Annotated in this window: 12 protein-coding genes; 9 read left to right on the top strand and 3 right to left on the bottom strand. The window is 61.0% G+C overall.

Annotated elements, in window-relative coordinates:
• Nucleotides 1-982: 982 nt before the first annotated feature.
• On the top strand, nt 983-1,387 hold the full coding sequence (locus ABJI51_RS17285) for a hypothetical protein (protein ID WP_348952038.1): 405 nt from the start codon (nt 983-985) through the stop codon (nt 1,385-1,387).
• A gap of 31 nt (nt 1,388-1,418) precedes the next feature.
• Here the strand turns inward: ABJI51_RS17285 and ABJI51_RS17290 are convergent, their stop codons facing one another.
• Both ABJI51_RS17290 and ABJI51_RS17295 read right to left on the bottom strand, forming a co-directional pair.
• Nucleotides 1,419-2,291, bottom strand: a complete 873-nt coding sequence (locus tag ABJI51_RS17290; RefSeq protein ID WP_348952040.1) for a helix-turn-helix domain-containing protein — start codon at nt 2,289-2,291, stop codon at nt 1,419-1,421.
• 855 nt (nt 2,292-3,146) lie between these two features.
• Nucleotides 3,147-3,545, bottom strand: coding sequence for an Imm1 family immunity protein (locus ABJI51_RS17295; RefSeq protein WP_348952042.1), 399 nt, complete (start codon nt 3,543-3,545; stop codon nt 3,147-3,149).
• A gap of 284 nt (nt 3,546-3,829) precedes the next feature.
• On the opposite strand from ABJI51_RS17295, the gene ABJI51_RS17300 reads away from it, so the two are divergent.
• The 8 genes from ABJI51_RS17300 to ABJI51_RS17335 all read left to right on the top strand — a co-directional run bounded on the left by ABJI51_RS17300 (nt 3,830) and on the right by ABJI51_RS17335 (nt 14,710).
• Entirely contained in the window at nt 3,830-5,326 is a 1,497-nt protein-coding gene (locus ABJI51_RS17300; protein ID WP_348952044.1) for an NsdA family TPR-like regulatory protein, read from the top strand.
• A gap of 398 nt (nt 5,327-5,724) precedes the next feature.
• Nucleotides 5,725-6,057 carry a WhiB family transcriptional regulator gene (locus ABJI51_RS17305; RefSeq protein WP_348952046.1) on the top strand — a complete coding sequence of 111 codons (333 nt, stop codon included), beginning with the start codon at nt 5,725-5,727 and terminating at the stop codon, nt 6,055-6,057.
• Nucleotides 6,054-6,392 (top strand): hypothetical protein, encoded by a 339-nt coding sequence (locus ABJI51_RS17310; protein WP_348952047.1) that lies wholly within the window; start codon nt 6,054-6,056, stop codon nt 6,390-6,392. Before ABJI51_RS17305 ends, ABJI51_RS17310 begins: the two co-directional genes overlap by 4 nt.
• Nucleotides 6,389-7,267: a hypothetical protein gene (locus ABJI51_RS17315; RefSeq protein WP_348952049.1), complete on the top strand. Its 879-nt coding sequence runs from the start codon at nt 6,389-6,391 to the stop codon at nt 7,265-7,267. The genes ABJI51_RS17310 and ABJI51_RS17315 overlap by 4 nt, the downstream gene beginning before the upstream one ends.
• Nucleotides 7,264-9,645 (top strand): FtsK/SpoIIIE domain-containing protein, encoded by a 2,382-nt coding sequence (locus ABJI51_RS17320; protein ID WP_348952051.1) that lies wholly within the window; start codon nt 7,264-7,266, stop codon nt 9,643-9,645. The genes ABJI51_RS17315 and ABJI51_RS17320 overlap by 4 nt, the downstream gene beginning before the upstream one ends.
• Before the next feature lie 572 nt (nt 9,646-10,217).
• Nucleotides 10,218-11,342, top strand: coding sequence for a Swt1 family HEPN domain-containing protein (locus ABJI51_RS17325; protein ID WP_348952053.1), 1,125 nt, complete (start codon nt 10,218-10,220; stop codon nt 11,340-11,342).
• A 272-nt stretch (nt 11,343-11,614) separates the two neighbouring features.
• Complete coding sequence (locus ABJI51_RS17330) at nt 11,615-13,141, top strand: RNA-directed DNA polymerase (protein WP_348952055.1); 1,527 nt, start codon at nt 11,615-11,617, stop codon at nt 13,139-13,141.
• 621 nt (nt 13,142-13,762) lie between these two features.
• A complete protein-coding gene (locus ABJI51_RS17335) occupies nt 13,763-14,710 on the top strand; it encodes a hypothetical protein (RefSeq protein ID WP_348952057.1) in 948 nt (315 codons plus the stop codon).
• A gap of 68 nt (nt 14,711-14,778) precedes the next feature.
• Here ABJI51_RS17335 and ABJI51_RS17340 read toward each other — a convergent pair whose 3' ends face one another.
• Entirely contained in the window at nt 14,779-16,362 is a 1,584-nt protein-coding gene (locus ABJI51_RS17340) for a recombinase family protein (RefSeq protein ID WP_348952059.1), read from the bottom strand.
• Between the last annotated feature and the right edge of the window lie 37 nt (nt 16,363-16,399).

Consider the following 16,399-nt stretch of genomic DNA (forward strand, 5'->3'; position numbering starts at 1 on the left):
ACCGCTACGACCTGTACCTACTCCTGCGACTGGTCTCGCTTCCATTGCGAGTCGGCTCGCTGTCCCTCCGGGCGTACGCCATTAAGGCTCGGGGCAACCACCAACATCATGAACTTGTCCTAGGAGCGGTGGGATTGGGCTTGAGCCTGGCATCCCTCGCGTTGATCGGTTTCATGCCCACGATCTCCGTTGTCTTGAAGATCGTGGCGTTCGTACTACACGTGGCTGTTGCATGGTGGTATTCGCGACGGTAGTCGCGACGCCGTCCCGAGCCGGCTCGTCTCAGAAAGATGGACGGGCCGGTCTTTTTGTGCCCAGGCAAAGTCAAGTACTGGCCAAATCGACACGGCGGCCTGACAGAGGCGATCCCGCCTGGCCAGAGACTGTCGATTGTTATCGTTTCCCGGAGTTGTCCTGGCTGAGGCATTCCAGCTCGTACAGACTGGCCAGTCTGACCGGGCCTTTGTCGGGCCTGAGCTGGTCGGCGGCTTTGGCGTAAAGCTCGATGACCCGCCATGCACTGGCGTCGTCCTCCGTGTAGCGCGGGGACCGGATGTCGTAGGCGCCCCGGGCCCGAGCTCCGACCGGGTGAACCGGGCTGCGATCCGCCTATTAGGTGCCAATCTGTCTGAACCGCGAGACGGGGTAAGATGGCCACTATGGACGACGACAAAGTAACTCACGACGTGATCGTAAATGACACAATTGCGATTGGCGAAGTCGTGTCGATCGTTCATCGAAGCTATCTATCAACTCAACACCTTTACGCCGCGAGGTACGCAGCTGACGAAGCGGCCGAGCAGGAACGAAATTTGATTTCCGGGACTGCGACTTACGGAATGCGACTTCGCTGCGCCGTGCTCTGTGCAATCGTTGAGTCAGTCGCTTTTTGGAGGCGGCCGCCAATGAGCTATACCAGAACGTTGCCGATGATCACTTGGTCGGACCTGCACGTGACCTTGATCCAGTGTGCAGGCAAAGCATGCAGGCCGTGTGGCGTGCAACAAAACAAGGCTATTTCGACGTGTTGGAAAAATATCAGCTAATCCTCCAGGCTGGCAAAAAGGAGACCTTCGATCGCGGTGCCAATCCGTATCAAAATGCAGCATTGCTTATTCAGCTTCGCAATTACGTAGTCCACTTCAAGCCCGAAGGTGTGGACTCAAACGATTCGCTGACGATAACGAAGCGATTAGATGGTCGGTTTCGACCAAACGCAGCACGCAAGAGCCCACGGGGATCTTGGTCGGATCACGACATCTTTGGTGCCGGATGTGCCGAATGGTGTTGGCGCAGTGCTCGATCACTGACCGACGAGTTCGCGCGCCGACTCGCCCTGACGCTGGACTACCAGAACCCGCGGCCCAAGGATCCATTACCAGTCTGACGTTCCTGCACGAGCAGCGCCGGCTGTCCTGCTAGTGGAGAACTAATTGGTTGATGGTCGCGGCGATCATCAGCATAGACTCGGAATCGCTTGCCGCTGCTGCTTGAATCGCTTTTGTGGTCGCCAGGTACCGGCCTGCGTTCTGAGGATCTGCGTCGTAAACGACGCCGTGGAGACTCTGGTGAACAATCGTAGTCGCGCCCGTTCTGGTCGATTCGTAAACCGAGAACGGCGGTACGATGTTGGTGGAGGCGTCACCGCGAACAATGCGTACCCTGATATGAGAAAGTTCGTTGACTTTCTGTAGATAGCGCAGTTGGTCGAGCATCACCTGTGGGGAACATGTCACACTTCGCAAGACGGGTTCGCCTAGGAGGAAATCAAAAATACCCGGAAGGTCGCCGTCGACAATGCTGGGGTGCGCCGCGCATGCGAGCGAGTGGCGACTCATCTCATCTTCCCCGAGGACGCTGTGTTCCAGGATTGTCTGAGTGTAATCGGCGGTTTGGAGACGATTCGGAACAAGCGCGGGCGCCCATTCAAAGATCCTAGTTGCGGTCATCTCGTAGTGCCAGAGCAACGGATTGGCGAGATCCGAGACTGGTTCGATCAGTGTCGGCCCGTCAATCTGGCGGAAAATCTTGATGATTTCTTGATACTCGGCCTTCTTGACATGGAGGCAGCCAAGCAGGCGTGCGACGTCCTCAAGCTTAGGGGCGCGGAGGCCGAGTTCCCATGCGGACAGTACAGCAGGGTGAATATCCACGCGGTAAGCGAGAACTCGCAATGAAATTCTTCTCGCCATCCGTGCGCGGCGAAGCGCAAGGCCGAGCGCGAATACGCCCGGCCAGCCGGGCTTCGTGGAGGCGGGGGCCACTTTTAGGTTCGTCAAATCTGCTCCCATTAACGCCACCGCTTAGGAAGCGGTCGTGAAGGTCGGAATCGCGGCCAAAAGGCGTTTACAACTCGCTGTGCGGCCGCTAGGTCGTCATCTGTCATCGGTTCGCCGGGTTTGCGTTCTCTCGATAGCTGTCGGAACGCATCATCGAGCGGCGACTCTTGGTCTCTCTGTTCCATATCACTCACCGTCCGAACTGGCTGGGAGTGAAGGCCGTGCATCGCTCGGCAACTCGGGCGCAGCGCTGGGAGTCCGCCGTAAGCAGGACTCGCAGGGCAAGCCCGTGGGGTGGTCGATTAATTCTAATTGGCCGGGGCTGAACGACGCCGAGCACATTGCGACCAGCCGACCGGAAGAAAGGTCCTGTTCCGCCAATTCGAATATGTGGACCACACGGCGAGTCTCGCCCACGACGCCCGGCAGTGGGCGTCCAAGGATGATTCTTGTCGTCATCGTTCGGTTCCGTGAGAATCGCGTCCGGCGGGAGCGGCTGCGGTCGAGGCGCAGGCCGTCCCCGCCGGACTTTCCGATCCGCCGCCACGTGGAGGGCGCACGGCGGCGGACGACCATCGGTGCCGCCGAAAAAGCCGTTTTCGCAGACATTTCCTAGGCGAAGTTATTTCGGGCTGCGCGTTTGCATTGCGGAAGATCGCTCGTGCGACGACATAGGCGCGACAGCGCGGGCAGGGTGGAGCTGGTGGTATGAGGCTTGATGCGATCAGCAGCTCATGTCCGCACAGAGCAACGAACCATCCTTCTTGACGCTGTACACCACGCGCAAACTCTTCATCCGTGATCGCGTGATCCTGACTGTCTACGAGGCATCGACTCCACGTCACGAACAAGCGTTGGCCGAGATCGTTAGTATGAGTCATAGGGACGCCACTCGATGCAGGTCGGTCGTTTTCGGGTGTTTAGCCACTCAATCAAGGCTGCGCGCGCATCGGGGATTGGGATGGCCGCTGCGCGGGGGAAAACTGCGCCCGTTGTGCCGTTGAATATCAGGTTCACCTCAGGCAGAGGGCGCTTGGGGTTGAAAGAGTTTGCGATCGGCATTTCTCGATCGTGGTTATCCATGTAGTTGAGTGCCGCAAAACCGGCCGACGGCCGGACGCTGATCCGAAGCTGATGATCGGGGAAGGGGCCATCTTTGCTCCGGTGAAATTCGACGTCCCCGACTATAAGTGTGGTCTCCCAGTCGACATGATCCGTTCTTAGAATCTCGTCGACAAGTCGAGTCGATTCCAGCATTCCGCTCATGACACGGGCTACGCCAGTGGTCAGCGAAGCTGTCAGGAGCATGTGTCACGTCGCCGTTCGGTCGGGGGAGTGGTTCAGGGCCGAGCACGTGCTCGGCTTGGCTCAACCGTCACGCTGTGCAACAGGCTCGTCTATATCGCTCTCGGCATGTGACATGCCGAGAGCGGCATAGCGCCAGGTCAAGGGGTGATTCCGGTCTGACGCGGCTCACTCGCTGGTGAGACCCTGTCGCCCTATGTACGCTGGTCAGAGGGAGGCAGGCACCTGCAAGGCGAGGGGATCCGATGAGTTCACCCGGTGGTCCGCAACATCGCGCGGCCGGCACTTCCGGCGGCCGTCGCTGCCAGGGGTGTGGGTCGGCACTTGCCGCAGACAACACGGCCCGCCTGTGCAGCAAGTGCCACCGGGAGCAACGCGACCAGCTTCGGACGCCTCCCGCCCAATTGAGGAACGAGTTCTTCGAGACTGACGAATTTCGTGCCGCGTTCGAAAGCCAGCACATCGGCAAGGTGTTCAAGGCGTATCGGAACCACCCGCGTCACCTTCAGCTCTTCGGTAAGGCGTTGAATCAGGAGCTGTTGGGGCGCTGGCTCGGGCTCACTCAAGCTCAGGTGAGCAAGCTGGAGAACGGCAAGCCTGAGCAGAACCTTGAGACGCTCCGGAATTACGCCAAGATTCTTCACCTGCCTCAACACCTACTCTGGTTCGACTTCCCTGGCCAAAGCCGCTTGAGGTTTCAGCACCTCTCAGTGGGTCAACGTCTAAACTCCGGTGACTCGCGGCCTAGTGGCTTGGTCACGCCCGAGGCGCGGGACGAACTTCTTGTCGTTAACACCGGCATGGACACGCTCGAACTGCTTCGGCGAGTCCGTGCGTCGGCAATCGATTCGTCCACCATCGACGCCTTGGACATCACCGTTGAGCAGCTGTGCTGCGACTACCCGCACGCGGATGCCCGTCAGCTCATGACGACGGGCAAGGAGTGGCTCGGCAAGATGACTGAGCTGCTCGAAAACCGCCTCTCGCTGGGCCAGCACCGTGAGGTGCTCACCAAGGCTGGGATGTTGGCGCTCCTGGTGGGGTGCCTTGAGTACGATGTGGGCGACGCGCGTGCCGCCGAGGCCACCCGACGTATGGCATTGGAACTCGGCAAGGAAGCTGGAGATCCCGGCATCGTCGGCTGGGCGCATGAAATGCTGGCGTGGTTCCATCTGACAGCCGGAAACTATCGCGCTGTGATTCCGGCGGCTGAGTCCGGCGCTCTGGCTGCGCCCTCGCATTCCGTTGCGGTGCAGCTCTACGGCCAGCAAGCGAAAGCCTATGCTCGCATGGGAATGGTCGAGGAAGTTCACAAGGCCCTCGACGCTGGCAGCGAGCTGCTGGGACGACTGCCGTTCCCTGACAGGCCGGATAATCACTTTGTGGTTGACCCGGACAAGTGGGACTTCTACGCGATGGACACCTACCGACTGGTAGGCGAGGACCAACTTGCCCAGCGCAACGCTGAGGAAGTCATGCGCCGGAGCGTCAACCCCGAGGGTGTTCCGATGGCACCCATGCGCATAGCGGAGGCGCAGCTCACGCTCGCCGTGATCGCCGCCAGGCGCGGTGACGTCGACGAGGCCGCCGCGTTGGGCATCGAGGCGCTTCAGAACGGCCGTCAGAGCCGTCCGACGCTGCTCATGGTGTCCAGCGAGCTGGAGCACGAGCTGGACACCTACGGTGCCAACGCAGGCGCGGACTTCCGAGAGATGTTCGCCGACGTCAAGCGCGCCCAGTAACACAATATTCCGACAGAGAATATTCTCGGCGTTCAATATTCTTTTCTGAAATGCCGCGTGGCTTGAACGTGGCCTCGACCTGTGCATATTCCTTCGTAGGATCCTTTATTCACGCGCCGACATAGTCGCTATCTCGCGTTGACGGCTTACTTGATGGCACGGCCCGCAAACCGCAGGGTCGAAGCCAATAGTAACGGTCAAACACTGATGAAAACCACAACACACGGCGCCGCTTCTTCGGCGTTTCTTTCCATCCGCCAGGCCGCATGGAGTCTCGGTGTCACCGAGTCCTGCGTGTGCTCCGCAATCCGCAGTGGCGTGCTTCGTGCGGTGCATCGGCGCTCACAGCTGGTAGTTCCGGCGACGGAGTTGCGGCGCGTGCTGAGCGGCGGTGCGCGATGACCGATTGCGACTACGAGGAGATGGCCGCCCAGCTCGATCGGTACGCCGACGTGCCGGACGACGTGCTGAACGAAGTGGTGACCAGGGACGGTCTGTGCTTCTGGGCGTTCGAACGGGCCGACATGCCCAAGCTGGCCGGCGACGGCTCGCCGGACCGGGAGTTGGCTGCCGGGATGTGCGCCGGGTGCCCGGTGATCGACGAATGTCGAGAGCTGGACTTGCGGACGGCCGGGCCAGACACGGTCGGGGTGTGGGGCGCGCTGCCGGACACCGATCGGCGTGCCCTACATCCGGTGTGGGTGCGCCGCCGGGGTGGTGAGGCGCGATGACGGTCAATCTCACACCGACACAGATCCTCGCCGGAGTCGGGGTGATGCTGGCGTTGTTCATGGTCTGGCGCTGGAGCGCCCGCAAGGCTCGCCGGGCCGCCGACGCGGCGCGGGCAAGTTCCCGGGTGGTGTCGCTGGCCGGGCGGGTGCTGTTCACGGGCACGGCGTTCACGGGCGTTCAGTGGCTCGTGATCACGCACGTGCACAACCCGACCTTGGTCCTGGTGGTCTTGGGGGTGCCGGACCTGATCGCGGCCTACGTCCTGACGCGTGTTCTGACAGTCACGTCCATGGACACCACCAGCCCGCGCCGCCGGGGTGGTGGTCGCCGATGACCACGACTAACCAGAACGAGACAACTGCCGTGGAGGGGCGGGCGCGGCGGCTGGCCGAAGACGCGGCTGAGGCAGCCGACGTCCGTCGCTGGCAGACCCACCCCGACGTGGTGGCGCTGCGGGTGGAGCGGGTCCGGGCGCAGGTCGACCGCCTGTGCTGGTCCGGGATCGTGCTCGGGTTGGCGTTCACCACGGCCAACGTGCAGTGGTTCGCCGCTGCCGGAGCCGCGTTCGGGTCGCTGCCGTGGCTGACGGCGTGGCTACTCGATCCGACCGTGTGTCTGATCTTGCTGGCGATCCTGCGTGCTGAGCAGGTGACCGCGCGGTACCAGGTGCACACGGGAGCGTGGGTACGGGCGGCGAAGTGGCTCACGCTCGCAGCCACCTACGTCATGAACACCTGGTCATCGTGGGCGGCCGGGTCGCCGGCCGGGGTGGTCCTGCACTCCGTTCCGCCGCTGGTCGTGTTCGTCGCTGCCGAAGCGGTCACCGACCTGCGGGACAAGCTCACCGACGCCGTGTCGGTGGCGTTCATGAACGCCACCGATCAGGCGGAGCCTGGTGAAGCGGTCGGGGTTCAAGGATCGGCCGTGCTGGTCCACGAACCGAACACGCCTGATCATGAACCGACCGACCTGGCAAGTGAGCCGAACGTGTCAGCTCCTGAACCGGTGACAGCGGAGCCGCGTCGGGAGCGTCCGGCCCGGCGGAAGCTGTTCGCCGACTACCTCGCCGACGCCCAGGCCACCTGGACGCCCGGTGTGGAGATCACCCCGGCGTGGGTGAGGGAGACCACGGGATGCTCCCGGGGACTGTCCTCCCGGCTCGCCGCCGTGCTCTCCGCAGAGATCGGCAAGGGGGTGGGCGGCAAATGAATGAACCGAACCGGGAGGACCACGAGCGCGCCGCGCTGGCCCGCGGCGGCGGCCGGGACGTCGAACACGTCGGCCCGGTGCTCGACGCTGAGTTGATCGACGACATGTTGCCGCAGCCGCGCCCTCGGACAGCTGGCCGACGGGGTGGTGGCCCGTGGCAGCGGTGCGTGGCGTGGGCGGCTCGAGTGTGGCGATCCGATCCAGTGTTGCGGGCGCGGTCGGTGTCCGCCTACCGGGTGCGGAAAGTTCCGGTGGACGTGCTCCGGCTGGTGTGGTTCGTGCTGCGCGGGAACTGGCGGTGGCTGGTCAAGTTCTGGAACTGGGCCACCTACGCCGATCTCCGCGCCGACGCTCGCCGGGCGCGGCTGTCCGGGGATGCCGAAGCGCGCCGCGCCGCACAGGAGCTGATCCGGTCCGATGCCACGGCGCGGTGGGCGCGGCTGGGCATTGTGCTGCGCCGGGTGGCGATCACGCTGCGGTTCGCCGGGCCGGTCGCCGGGGTGCTGTGGCTGGTGGATTCGGTGATGGACCGGTCTGACATGTGGCCGTGGCTGGTTGACGTATACACGGGAGTAGGCGCCCTGTGGTCGGCTCTCACGGTCGCCGTGCCGCTGTTGTTGATTACGGCTCCGGTGGTGTGGGCAGTGGCGGCGGCGTTCGAAGGACGCGACCGCGCCCCGGGCGCCGGGTGGCTGGTCCGACCAGACCGTGAGGATGCCGACTCCTGGATCGACGAACGGATGATCTCCAAGGCGCTGGCGCATCTGGGCATCGCGCCGCTTGACCGTTTCTATCGTGAAGGCGGGGAGCTGATCTACACCGTGGCCGCGCGAAAAGACGGTGACGGCACGTTCGCTCAGGTCCGGTTGCCGCTCGGCGTGACTGCTGACATGGTTGCCGCCCGGCGGTCGAAGCTAGCGGCGAACCTCGGTCGGGCATCGCTTGAAACGTGGCCTACCAAGGGAGACGAAGACGGGGTGCTTGACCTGTGGGTTGCCGATAAGGGCTTCTTGCGGGGCGGGGCCGGCGAATGGCCGCTGGTCCACGACGGACAAGTCGACGTGTTCGACGGCGTTCCGTTCGGACTGTCGCAGCGCGGAAGGGTGATCAACGCGCCGTTGGTCGGAGTGAACTGGCTCATCGGCGGCCGGCCCGGGCAAGGCAAGTCCGCCGCGCTGCGGACGTTGCTGCTGGGCGCGGCATTGGATCCCACGGCCGAACTGTGGGCGTTCGTCATGGGCGAGTCCCCGGACTTCGAACCGTTCCGGCCCCGGCTGTCCCGCTACGGAATGGGGATGGACGATAGCGTGGCCGAAGCGGCAACGACCGCGCTGGCGGACTTGCTGACCGAAATGGAGCGACGCGGCAAGATTCTCGGAGAGCAGCCGGGTCGTCCGCCGAAGGTCTCGCGCAAGCTCGCCGATAAGGCCGGGCTCGGCCTACACCCGTTGGTGTGCGGGATCGACGAGTGCCACGAGCTGTTCCAGCACCCGAAGTACGGCAAGAAGGCCGCCGAACTGGCAGTGCGGTTGATCAAACGGGGCCGCAAGTACGGGATTGTGCTGCTGCTGGCCACCCAGTCGCCGACGAAAGACAGCATCCCCCGGGAGGTCACCCGCAACGTCTCGTGCGGCGTCGCGTTCTCGGTGGCTGATCAGGTCGCCAATGATGGCCTGCTGGGCTCGGGCAAGTACGCGGCCGGCATCCGCGCGACCGAACTGCGGATCAACACCGACCGGGGAACCTGCGTTGCGGTCGGCATCACGGACGGGACATTTGAGTTGGTACGCACGTTCTACGTCCCGTTCGAAGACGGAAGCGACGACGTTACCCCGGTCGTTGGCCGCGCCCTGGCTCTGATCGCGGAGATGGGCCGGGCGATCCAGGCCAGCGCACGGCCACAACTCGAGACGGGCGGCTCGGTCGAAGTGGACGAGCTGGCCGACCTTGCCGACGTGATCGGCGGGGATAACCGGACGCGTACGCAAGAGGTTCTCGTGCGGCTGGTGGAGCGCAACCGGGAGCACTACGGCGGGTGGAGTTTCGCGGCGCTGGCCGCGATGCTCGCCGACCACGGCATCACCGCACGCAAGTCCCACGGCGTCATGACTGTGCACGCAGCCGACGTCATGGGTGCGCTCGCGCGTCGGGACGCCGATGAGACCGCCGGGGAAGCGACTAGGGAGGACACGGGGATGGGGGGAGCTCTCCCCGACGACTCCCCCGAGGAGCCTCCTCGTACTGACCAGGGCAAACCCGGCTCGGGGACCTCGGGAATCCGCCGCCGGCCTGACCCGGACTCGGGTCGGGAACGTAGTGATTCCGGGACGTGCCCAGGTCCCTCCCCGGCTCCCCGCCTACCGGACGAGGGGAGGTGAACAGCCCTTTGCCCGATCGCGCCACTCCTGCACAACTAACGACCGCGCAGCACCACCCGAAAGGCAGCGACCATGGCCGCAAGGACCACCGCGAAGCAGAGGACCGCCGACGTAGTGGCGATGGCGGAGCGAACGGAGACGGTACGTCAGACGGTGATCGTGCCGACAGCCCGGACGGCAGAGACCAGCCGGACACCGACCAGCCCCGCCGCGCCCGGCAGAGCACCGCCGTACGGCGGCCTGACCAGGTCGCGGACAGCTTGGCCACCGGCAAGCCGGGCGATCCCTTGGTGAGGTTCACGGCCGCGCCTGACGGCGCGTTGTGGGTTGCGGTCGACGGTGCGGACCTCCACGAGGTAGCCGCCAGGATTTCTGCGGCATGTGACGCGCTGCTTTGGGCACAGCCACCCCGGAAGTGACGGCAGAGCGCCCTTTCGCCAGACGGCGTAGGGGCGCCCTGCCGTTGGGGCGATTACGGGGAGAAGGCCCGATATCCGACGATCAGATGCCCTTGCCCCGTTGCCGCGCCGGGCGTCAGCGGCGACATGGGCCTTCCTCCCACGCTTTGGCGAGTGCGTGCTGTAGAACCTGACGGCATGGAACTAGACCAAGATGGCGAGGATGACGTTAGCCGCGGCGTGGAGTTGCCGACCGATCCCGAGTCGGCGGCCGCGCTCAACGCGTCCGCGCCGACATGGATGCCGTGGCGATCGCTAGCGCTCTATGGACGGTGGTGGCAGCTTGAAACCTGGTTGCGCGATCTCGTGTACGTGGAGCTCCGCGCTCGCCACGGCGCCAAGTGGGCAGACCTGGTAAAGACTGCCATCGGCAGACAAAGTCAAGATGCGGCCTTTAGTCATATGGCCGGGGTGGATAACGAGAACCCGCTGGCCTATCTTGACTACAGTCAAATTCTCGAGGTGGTTGACGGCAGCTGGGAACTGTTTTCGTATGCACTACTTGAGAAGCGATCGTGGGTCGGGCGACAAGAGGAGTTAAAGCGGATACGTCATCGAATCGGACATGTTCGGCGGCCTCATAATGATGACTTGAACAGGATCGAGCAAACCCTTCGCGATCTCGAATTGGGCGCCTTTCGTTCCTGTGCTTCTTACAATCGGCAATCGGTACCCGACCCGGATGATAATAATCCTGTTGTGAAGGGTTGGATTCGGGGAGATCATGTTGACGCGGATCGCCTTATAGGTCACGCGGAACAACAGTACGACACTCGGTTCAGCTTGCGTGTTAGTCAGCGTCCTTGGGGAGAGTGGAAAGGATCGCTGGATGATTCCACTGGGTTATTGTGGCATGCCACGTTCTACGTCAGAGGGCGGGGTGGAATCGATCCAAGAAAGCTATGGGCTGAGGTAGGGTCCATTCGTCATCTGATTGTCCATCTCCTGGTAGACCCATCGGAAGCGAGTTTTACCTTTAGCGGTGCCGACGACGCGGCAGAGGTTGCTGATGCTATTGGGAAAGCATTCGACTCTGTTCTGTATGCATCGCGCTACGGCTCCCGTAGTTTCCAGATTTCTGATCCATTCAATAATAAGGAGACGGAAGCGTGGACGCGGCGCGCGCAGCGTATCGATTTTCGGGTATTGAGTGGAAGCTTGTGGAATACTGTGGATGATACAACCCTCCCGATTACGATATTTAGTTCGGGAGGCGGCGTTTCGGAGACAGACTACTAGTTGGTGGAACTTCCCCTGAGAAGGCTCGCGACGGGCCGGGACGCGCCTTAGGGCACCGTGGATGCGCGGATATCGGCGGGTTGGCTGCAGAATCAGTGCGGCCTGCGAGGAGCCGAGGAGCTGATCCAGAGGTATCTCAGGATTGATCCGCGCCGGCGGGGCGACAAGCCGTAACCCGATCTTCGAGGTTGATGACCATGTTGTCGGCAATCCACGTTGATCGCTGGCAACGTGCTGTAGCGTCTGAGCTGCAGACCTGATACACATTACAGATGCAGATCGATCCGACTCTTGTCGATAAGGCGGCTATTGAGTCTGCCCTGCGCGCTGAGCTATCACTTCGACGGCGAGCGCTGCCGCCGGATTCGGTCGCGATTGCTCTCACCAGTCGTGAGGAAGAAGTCGCAGAGTGGATCTGTGATCGCCTCGTGGGCAACTTTGCGCCGACCTCAGAGGAGATCGTTGCAGTGAACAAGGGCCGCCACGGTGTGCGTCCGATAGCTGTGTGGGATCTGTCGAGTCGAGTATTGTATCGAATGCTCGCTGAAAGGGTTCAGCCTGCCCTGCCTGCGCTTCGACGTAGTCGGGATGATTGGCTTGCTTTCCAACGAGCTCCGCTGCGCAAGGATGGTCGCTACATCGTCACCTCCGATATCGCAGCCTGCTACCAATACATTGACCATGGCCTTCTTCGCGACGAATTACTCGTGCAAACCGGTGAGTTTGATACGGTGAGTACTCTCGTGGCTCTATTATGTGAAGTCAGTGGTAAAGACTACGGGCTGCCGCAGCAATCTTTCGCAAGTGACGTTATCGCGGAGCCATTCCTCGCGAGGCTTGAGCGTGCTTTGACTCGTCGAGGTCTCGAAGTTGACAGGTACAACGACGACTTCCGATTTTCGTGTTCTGGTTGGTCGGAGGTCGTTCGCGCGATTGAGGTATTGGAGGAGGAGTCGCGGCGGGTCGGCTTGACAGTTAATGATCTTAAAACTATTACGTGGAGTCGAGCAAAATATGAAGCACAGCTCGACGAGGCGGATAGCTTGAGGGATGAGATATCCGGCGAAGCCGAGCTAGATCTCGAAACGGAGTATGATTCTGAGATCGATGCCGAGGATGGCGATGATCGCGATTCAGGCGAAGAGTTTCCCGATTCTGTGAATCGGCTGGCGGCCGAAAGAGTTCTTGAGCGATGGGCCAGAATTGCCGGACGCCGTGGTGAAGTTTCATCGCGACGCCGTATTGAGCATCGTGTGACCGTAGAGCTGATACCGTCAGCTCTAGCCGCGTTGGGGGAGTTGTCTGGAACTTCAAAAGAAATTCTGAATTATTGCATACGTCTACTCAAATTCGAGCGGACTGTAACTCCTTCAGTCGGAACTTATCTCACCCGCGTGCACGATGACGGGAAGGTTCTTGAGTCATTTGACTACCTTCTCCGCTCTAAGACTTATCTCAATGGTTGGCAAACTTGGTGGTTGCAGCAACCGGTGGCCAGGTTGTCTGGGTTTGCATCGGGCGCTGGTGCGCGGGGGCGTGTCAAGTGGGCGCGCGACTCCTATGCTTCAGGCGAATATGCTTCAATCTTGCGTGCGGAAACTGCGCGAACATTGGCCCGTCATAGAATGATTGAGTTGGATGAATTGTTGAAGCTCTATGAGCGTAGTAGCAATATTGTTCGTCCAGTTCTCGCGGGGGCAATCGCGTTGCTGAAGCCGTCTGGTAACATTCGCAGGGCAATTGTAGACGATGATAAGCTCAATATGTGGGCCTATGAATGGGCTGCGCGATGGTCGTAAAAATCATCACGGCGGACGCTCAGTGGGCCCTGGATAGACTGGTTGCCCGTTACGGAGAATTCTTGGCCAGTCGCCAAACTAGGTCAGGCGGTCGTCGCAATAGTGGTCGGCATGATTCTAACGTCGAGGCGATTGAATTAGGTAATGCAATCGTCGACTTGATAGCAATCGCTGAGGCGTTTAGTGTATCGAGGTTGATTTCTATAAACTCTTCGGTAGATGAAGAGAAGGAGTTGGGCGCTTGGATGAACAGGAAGAAGGCATGGCTAAGATTTGAGCATGTTGACCTTGATTCCTTTCCGCGATGGAGTGCGCTAATGGGTTTCGTGGAGGCACGAAATGCCTTGCAGCATGGACTCGGCAAGCTTACGAACCGACAACTCGGAAAACGTAAGGAAGAAATCCTCCGAGACCTTCGCGCTGCAGCGGTGCGTCGGAATGGAGACTTATTGATCATCGAACGCTCCGACGTGAGCCGTGCAAGCCAAGTCTGTCGAGACTTCATTGAGTGGCTTGACGTCGAGGCCCCCGATCCCCGGATACGGTGATAGGACGTTGTCTTAACCGACATGCCCGCGCGGGTTCCGATGAGCGATGAGTCATCACGTATGATGACAAGTCATGAGTCTCAGTCTTCAGTGGGGCGACGTCCCAACATGGTTTTCTGCCGTGTCAACGACCGGTGCTTTCATTGCTGCAGGATTTGCAGCCAGTTGGACGGCGCGTACAGCAAAGTCGGCAGACGCGCAAGTCAAGGTCGTTCGTGAGCAAGCAGCTGCGGAGCGGGAACAGCTTGATTTAGCAAAGAATGAGGCAGAGCGGCAACGAGCTCTTGCTGAGTCGGCTGAAGAACGTGCTAGAGAAGCCGACAAGAGGGCCGTGGAAGCTGCGGAGCGCGAACGAGTATTAGCCGAAGCGGCTGAAGTTCGATTCCTGAGGACTCAAATCGATATGCGAGCGCCAACGGTCTATGTACGTGCGACGCCTGGGAGTAGCGCCTCGGACACGGGAGGACTCTATGGGGCGCCATTTCTTTCCGCTGTGCCATCGGAAAAGATGCACGAGATTTCGACCGGAAAAATTGAACTAGGTGCTTATCACGTAAGCCGGCAGATGACGTTGACTGAAGACGATGACATGCTGTTCATAGCTACAGTCACGTTAGAATTAGTCAACTGCTCTAGCTTTCCTGCTAGGATCGATTTTGTTAGCTATCCAAACTTGGAACTATTGGGGCTTCGGCAAGGACAAGAGTTGGTCATCCCTCCTGATGAGACTCGCAAGATTGTTGCGCGTCGACGACTGGCAAAATGGCAGTTGAGAACGGAAGAGGATATCAATGATAGTGAAGTAAGCTTCTTGCAAATCGAATATTGGGTGCGTGACTTGGGCATGAATCTACGCGATACATATCGCTTCAATCAGGATGTCAGGTTCTTCAAGCGCGATGGGTCGCGACTGATTGTAGAGCCTGAACCGCCATATGTTTGGCACGAGGTATTCGGCGCGCAAGTCGGAGATCGACTCTACGAGCGGCTAGACTTGCGTAATGCGTCTGGATCAGAGTGAGGCGATAAAGGTCGATCTGGCCCCGGAGTTGGATTCTTGATCCATGTCATCTGTCCTGTTTCGTTACGCTAGATTTCAATGTTCACCGTCTCGTTGGTGTCGGCGGCACGGTCGTACCACTCGGCTACTTCCGGCATCGCGTCTCGCCAGCCGTCCGGCAGACGCCATCCGGCCCGCCACGTGCCGTCTGGCCGTTTCTGCACCGCGAACGAAAAGCCTAGTTCAAGCCACCTGAGACGGCGGTCTTCCGGCGACATCCCTGCTAGCTCCTGCTGCCAGGTCCGGTCGGTGGGAACCCATTGCACGCCCCCGGGGTCGGCTGGAAGCGCCCTCAGTGTGTCGATATCGGAGAGAATCTTTTCCCCGTCTTCCATGATGCGACGGCGGTCCTCCGCTGAGCTGGCTCGCGCCACCCCGGACATCAGCTTGCCGTACTCCCGCTCCAGCTTCGCTATCTGGTTGGCGTGGTTGGTCGGCGGCAAAACGATGCGCTCGCGGACGGGAACCATTGCGAAGATCTTATAGAACGCTTGGGTGGCCAACGGCTCTACTTCTTCCGCGTTCATAGCCGGGCCGTGCTTGCGTGATGGGCATTGCCAGAACCTGTACTGGTACTCGACCGCTGGTTTTCCGTTCTTGCCGCCTCGCTTCACGACGGTCAGTCGGTGCCACAGATTTTCCGAGCACTCTGGGCATACGAGGATGCCGGAGAACTCGTATGGCCGGTTGCTGCCTCGCGTCTTCCGCTTAGACTTCTCTTCCAGTCGGGCAACTATCTCGGCTTGCTCGGCGGGTTCGAAGATCCCGAACTCCACCAGGGCTGGATCTGTGAGCAGGCGGCCCAATGTGTTGCCCTGCCATTCGTACCTTCGTAGCTCAAGCTTGGCAGGATCTTCGCCGCGTCGCTCCGCTCCCAGTTGCAATTGCCTGTCTCGCGGCGTCACGACTTGATTCTCGTTCAGCCAACGGGCCATGTCGATAAGGCGTGTCCCTGATCGCGCCATCTTTGACAGCTTGTGAAGGATCTTGACCGCAAGGGGGTCGAGCCCGAGAATCCAGCCGCCGCCGGGTAGTTCGACGGGCATGGTTCCGTAAATGTGTCCTTCGCCGCCCCAGCGACCAGCTTCCTTGAGCCGGGCCTTGGCCGAACGGAAGCGCTCCCTCATGCGCTCTCGTTCCATGCGGGCGAACGCTGCAATCAGAGTAATCATGAACTCGGACATGGAGTTGCTGGAATCGATGCCCTCGGCGATGCATATCAACCGCTTTCCGCGTGCCCGGAGCCATTCCAGCAAGGTCAGCGCGTCCATCACGTTGCGCACCAAGCGATCGAGCTTGGACACGACTAGTGTCTTCCACGGCTTCGGTGGCGCATCAGAAAGCCAGAGCCTCAACCCGTCGCGCTTCTCGGGCTCCAAGTCGCCGGAGACGTGAAGGTCCTGGACGGTTTCAGCAATCGGGATGCCGTAGGCATTCGCCCACCGGTGCGTGTCGCCTACCTGAGACTTGCTGGACGTGCTCTCGTCCGAGAAGTGCGACTGACGGACGTAGCACAACGCTGCGTCGCCCTCGGGGTCGAACGGGACGACCGCCGGCCGCTCGCTGAGTTGCTTCTTGAGCCGCCGCCGCTTCCGGGGTGCTGGTGCGCTCATAGTCGGTATCCTCGCTGGTAGACGCCTTGCCAGTGTA

Source organism: Amycolatopsis melonis (assembly GCF_040064235.1).
In the GTDB taxonomy this organism is placed as follows: Bacteria; Actinomycetota; Actinomycetes; order Mycobacteriales; family Pseudonocardiaceae; genus Amycolatopsis; species Amycolatopsis melonis.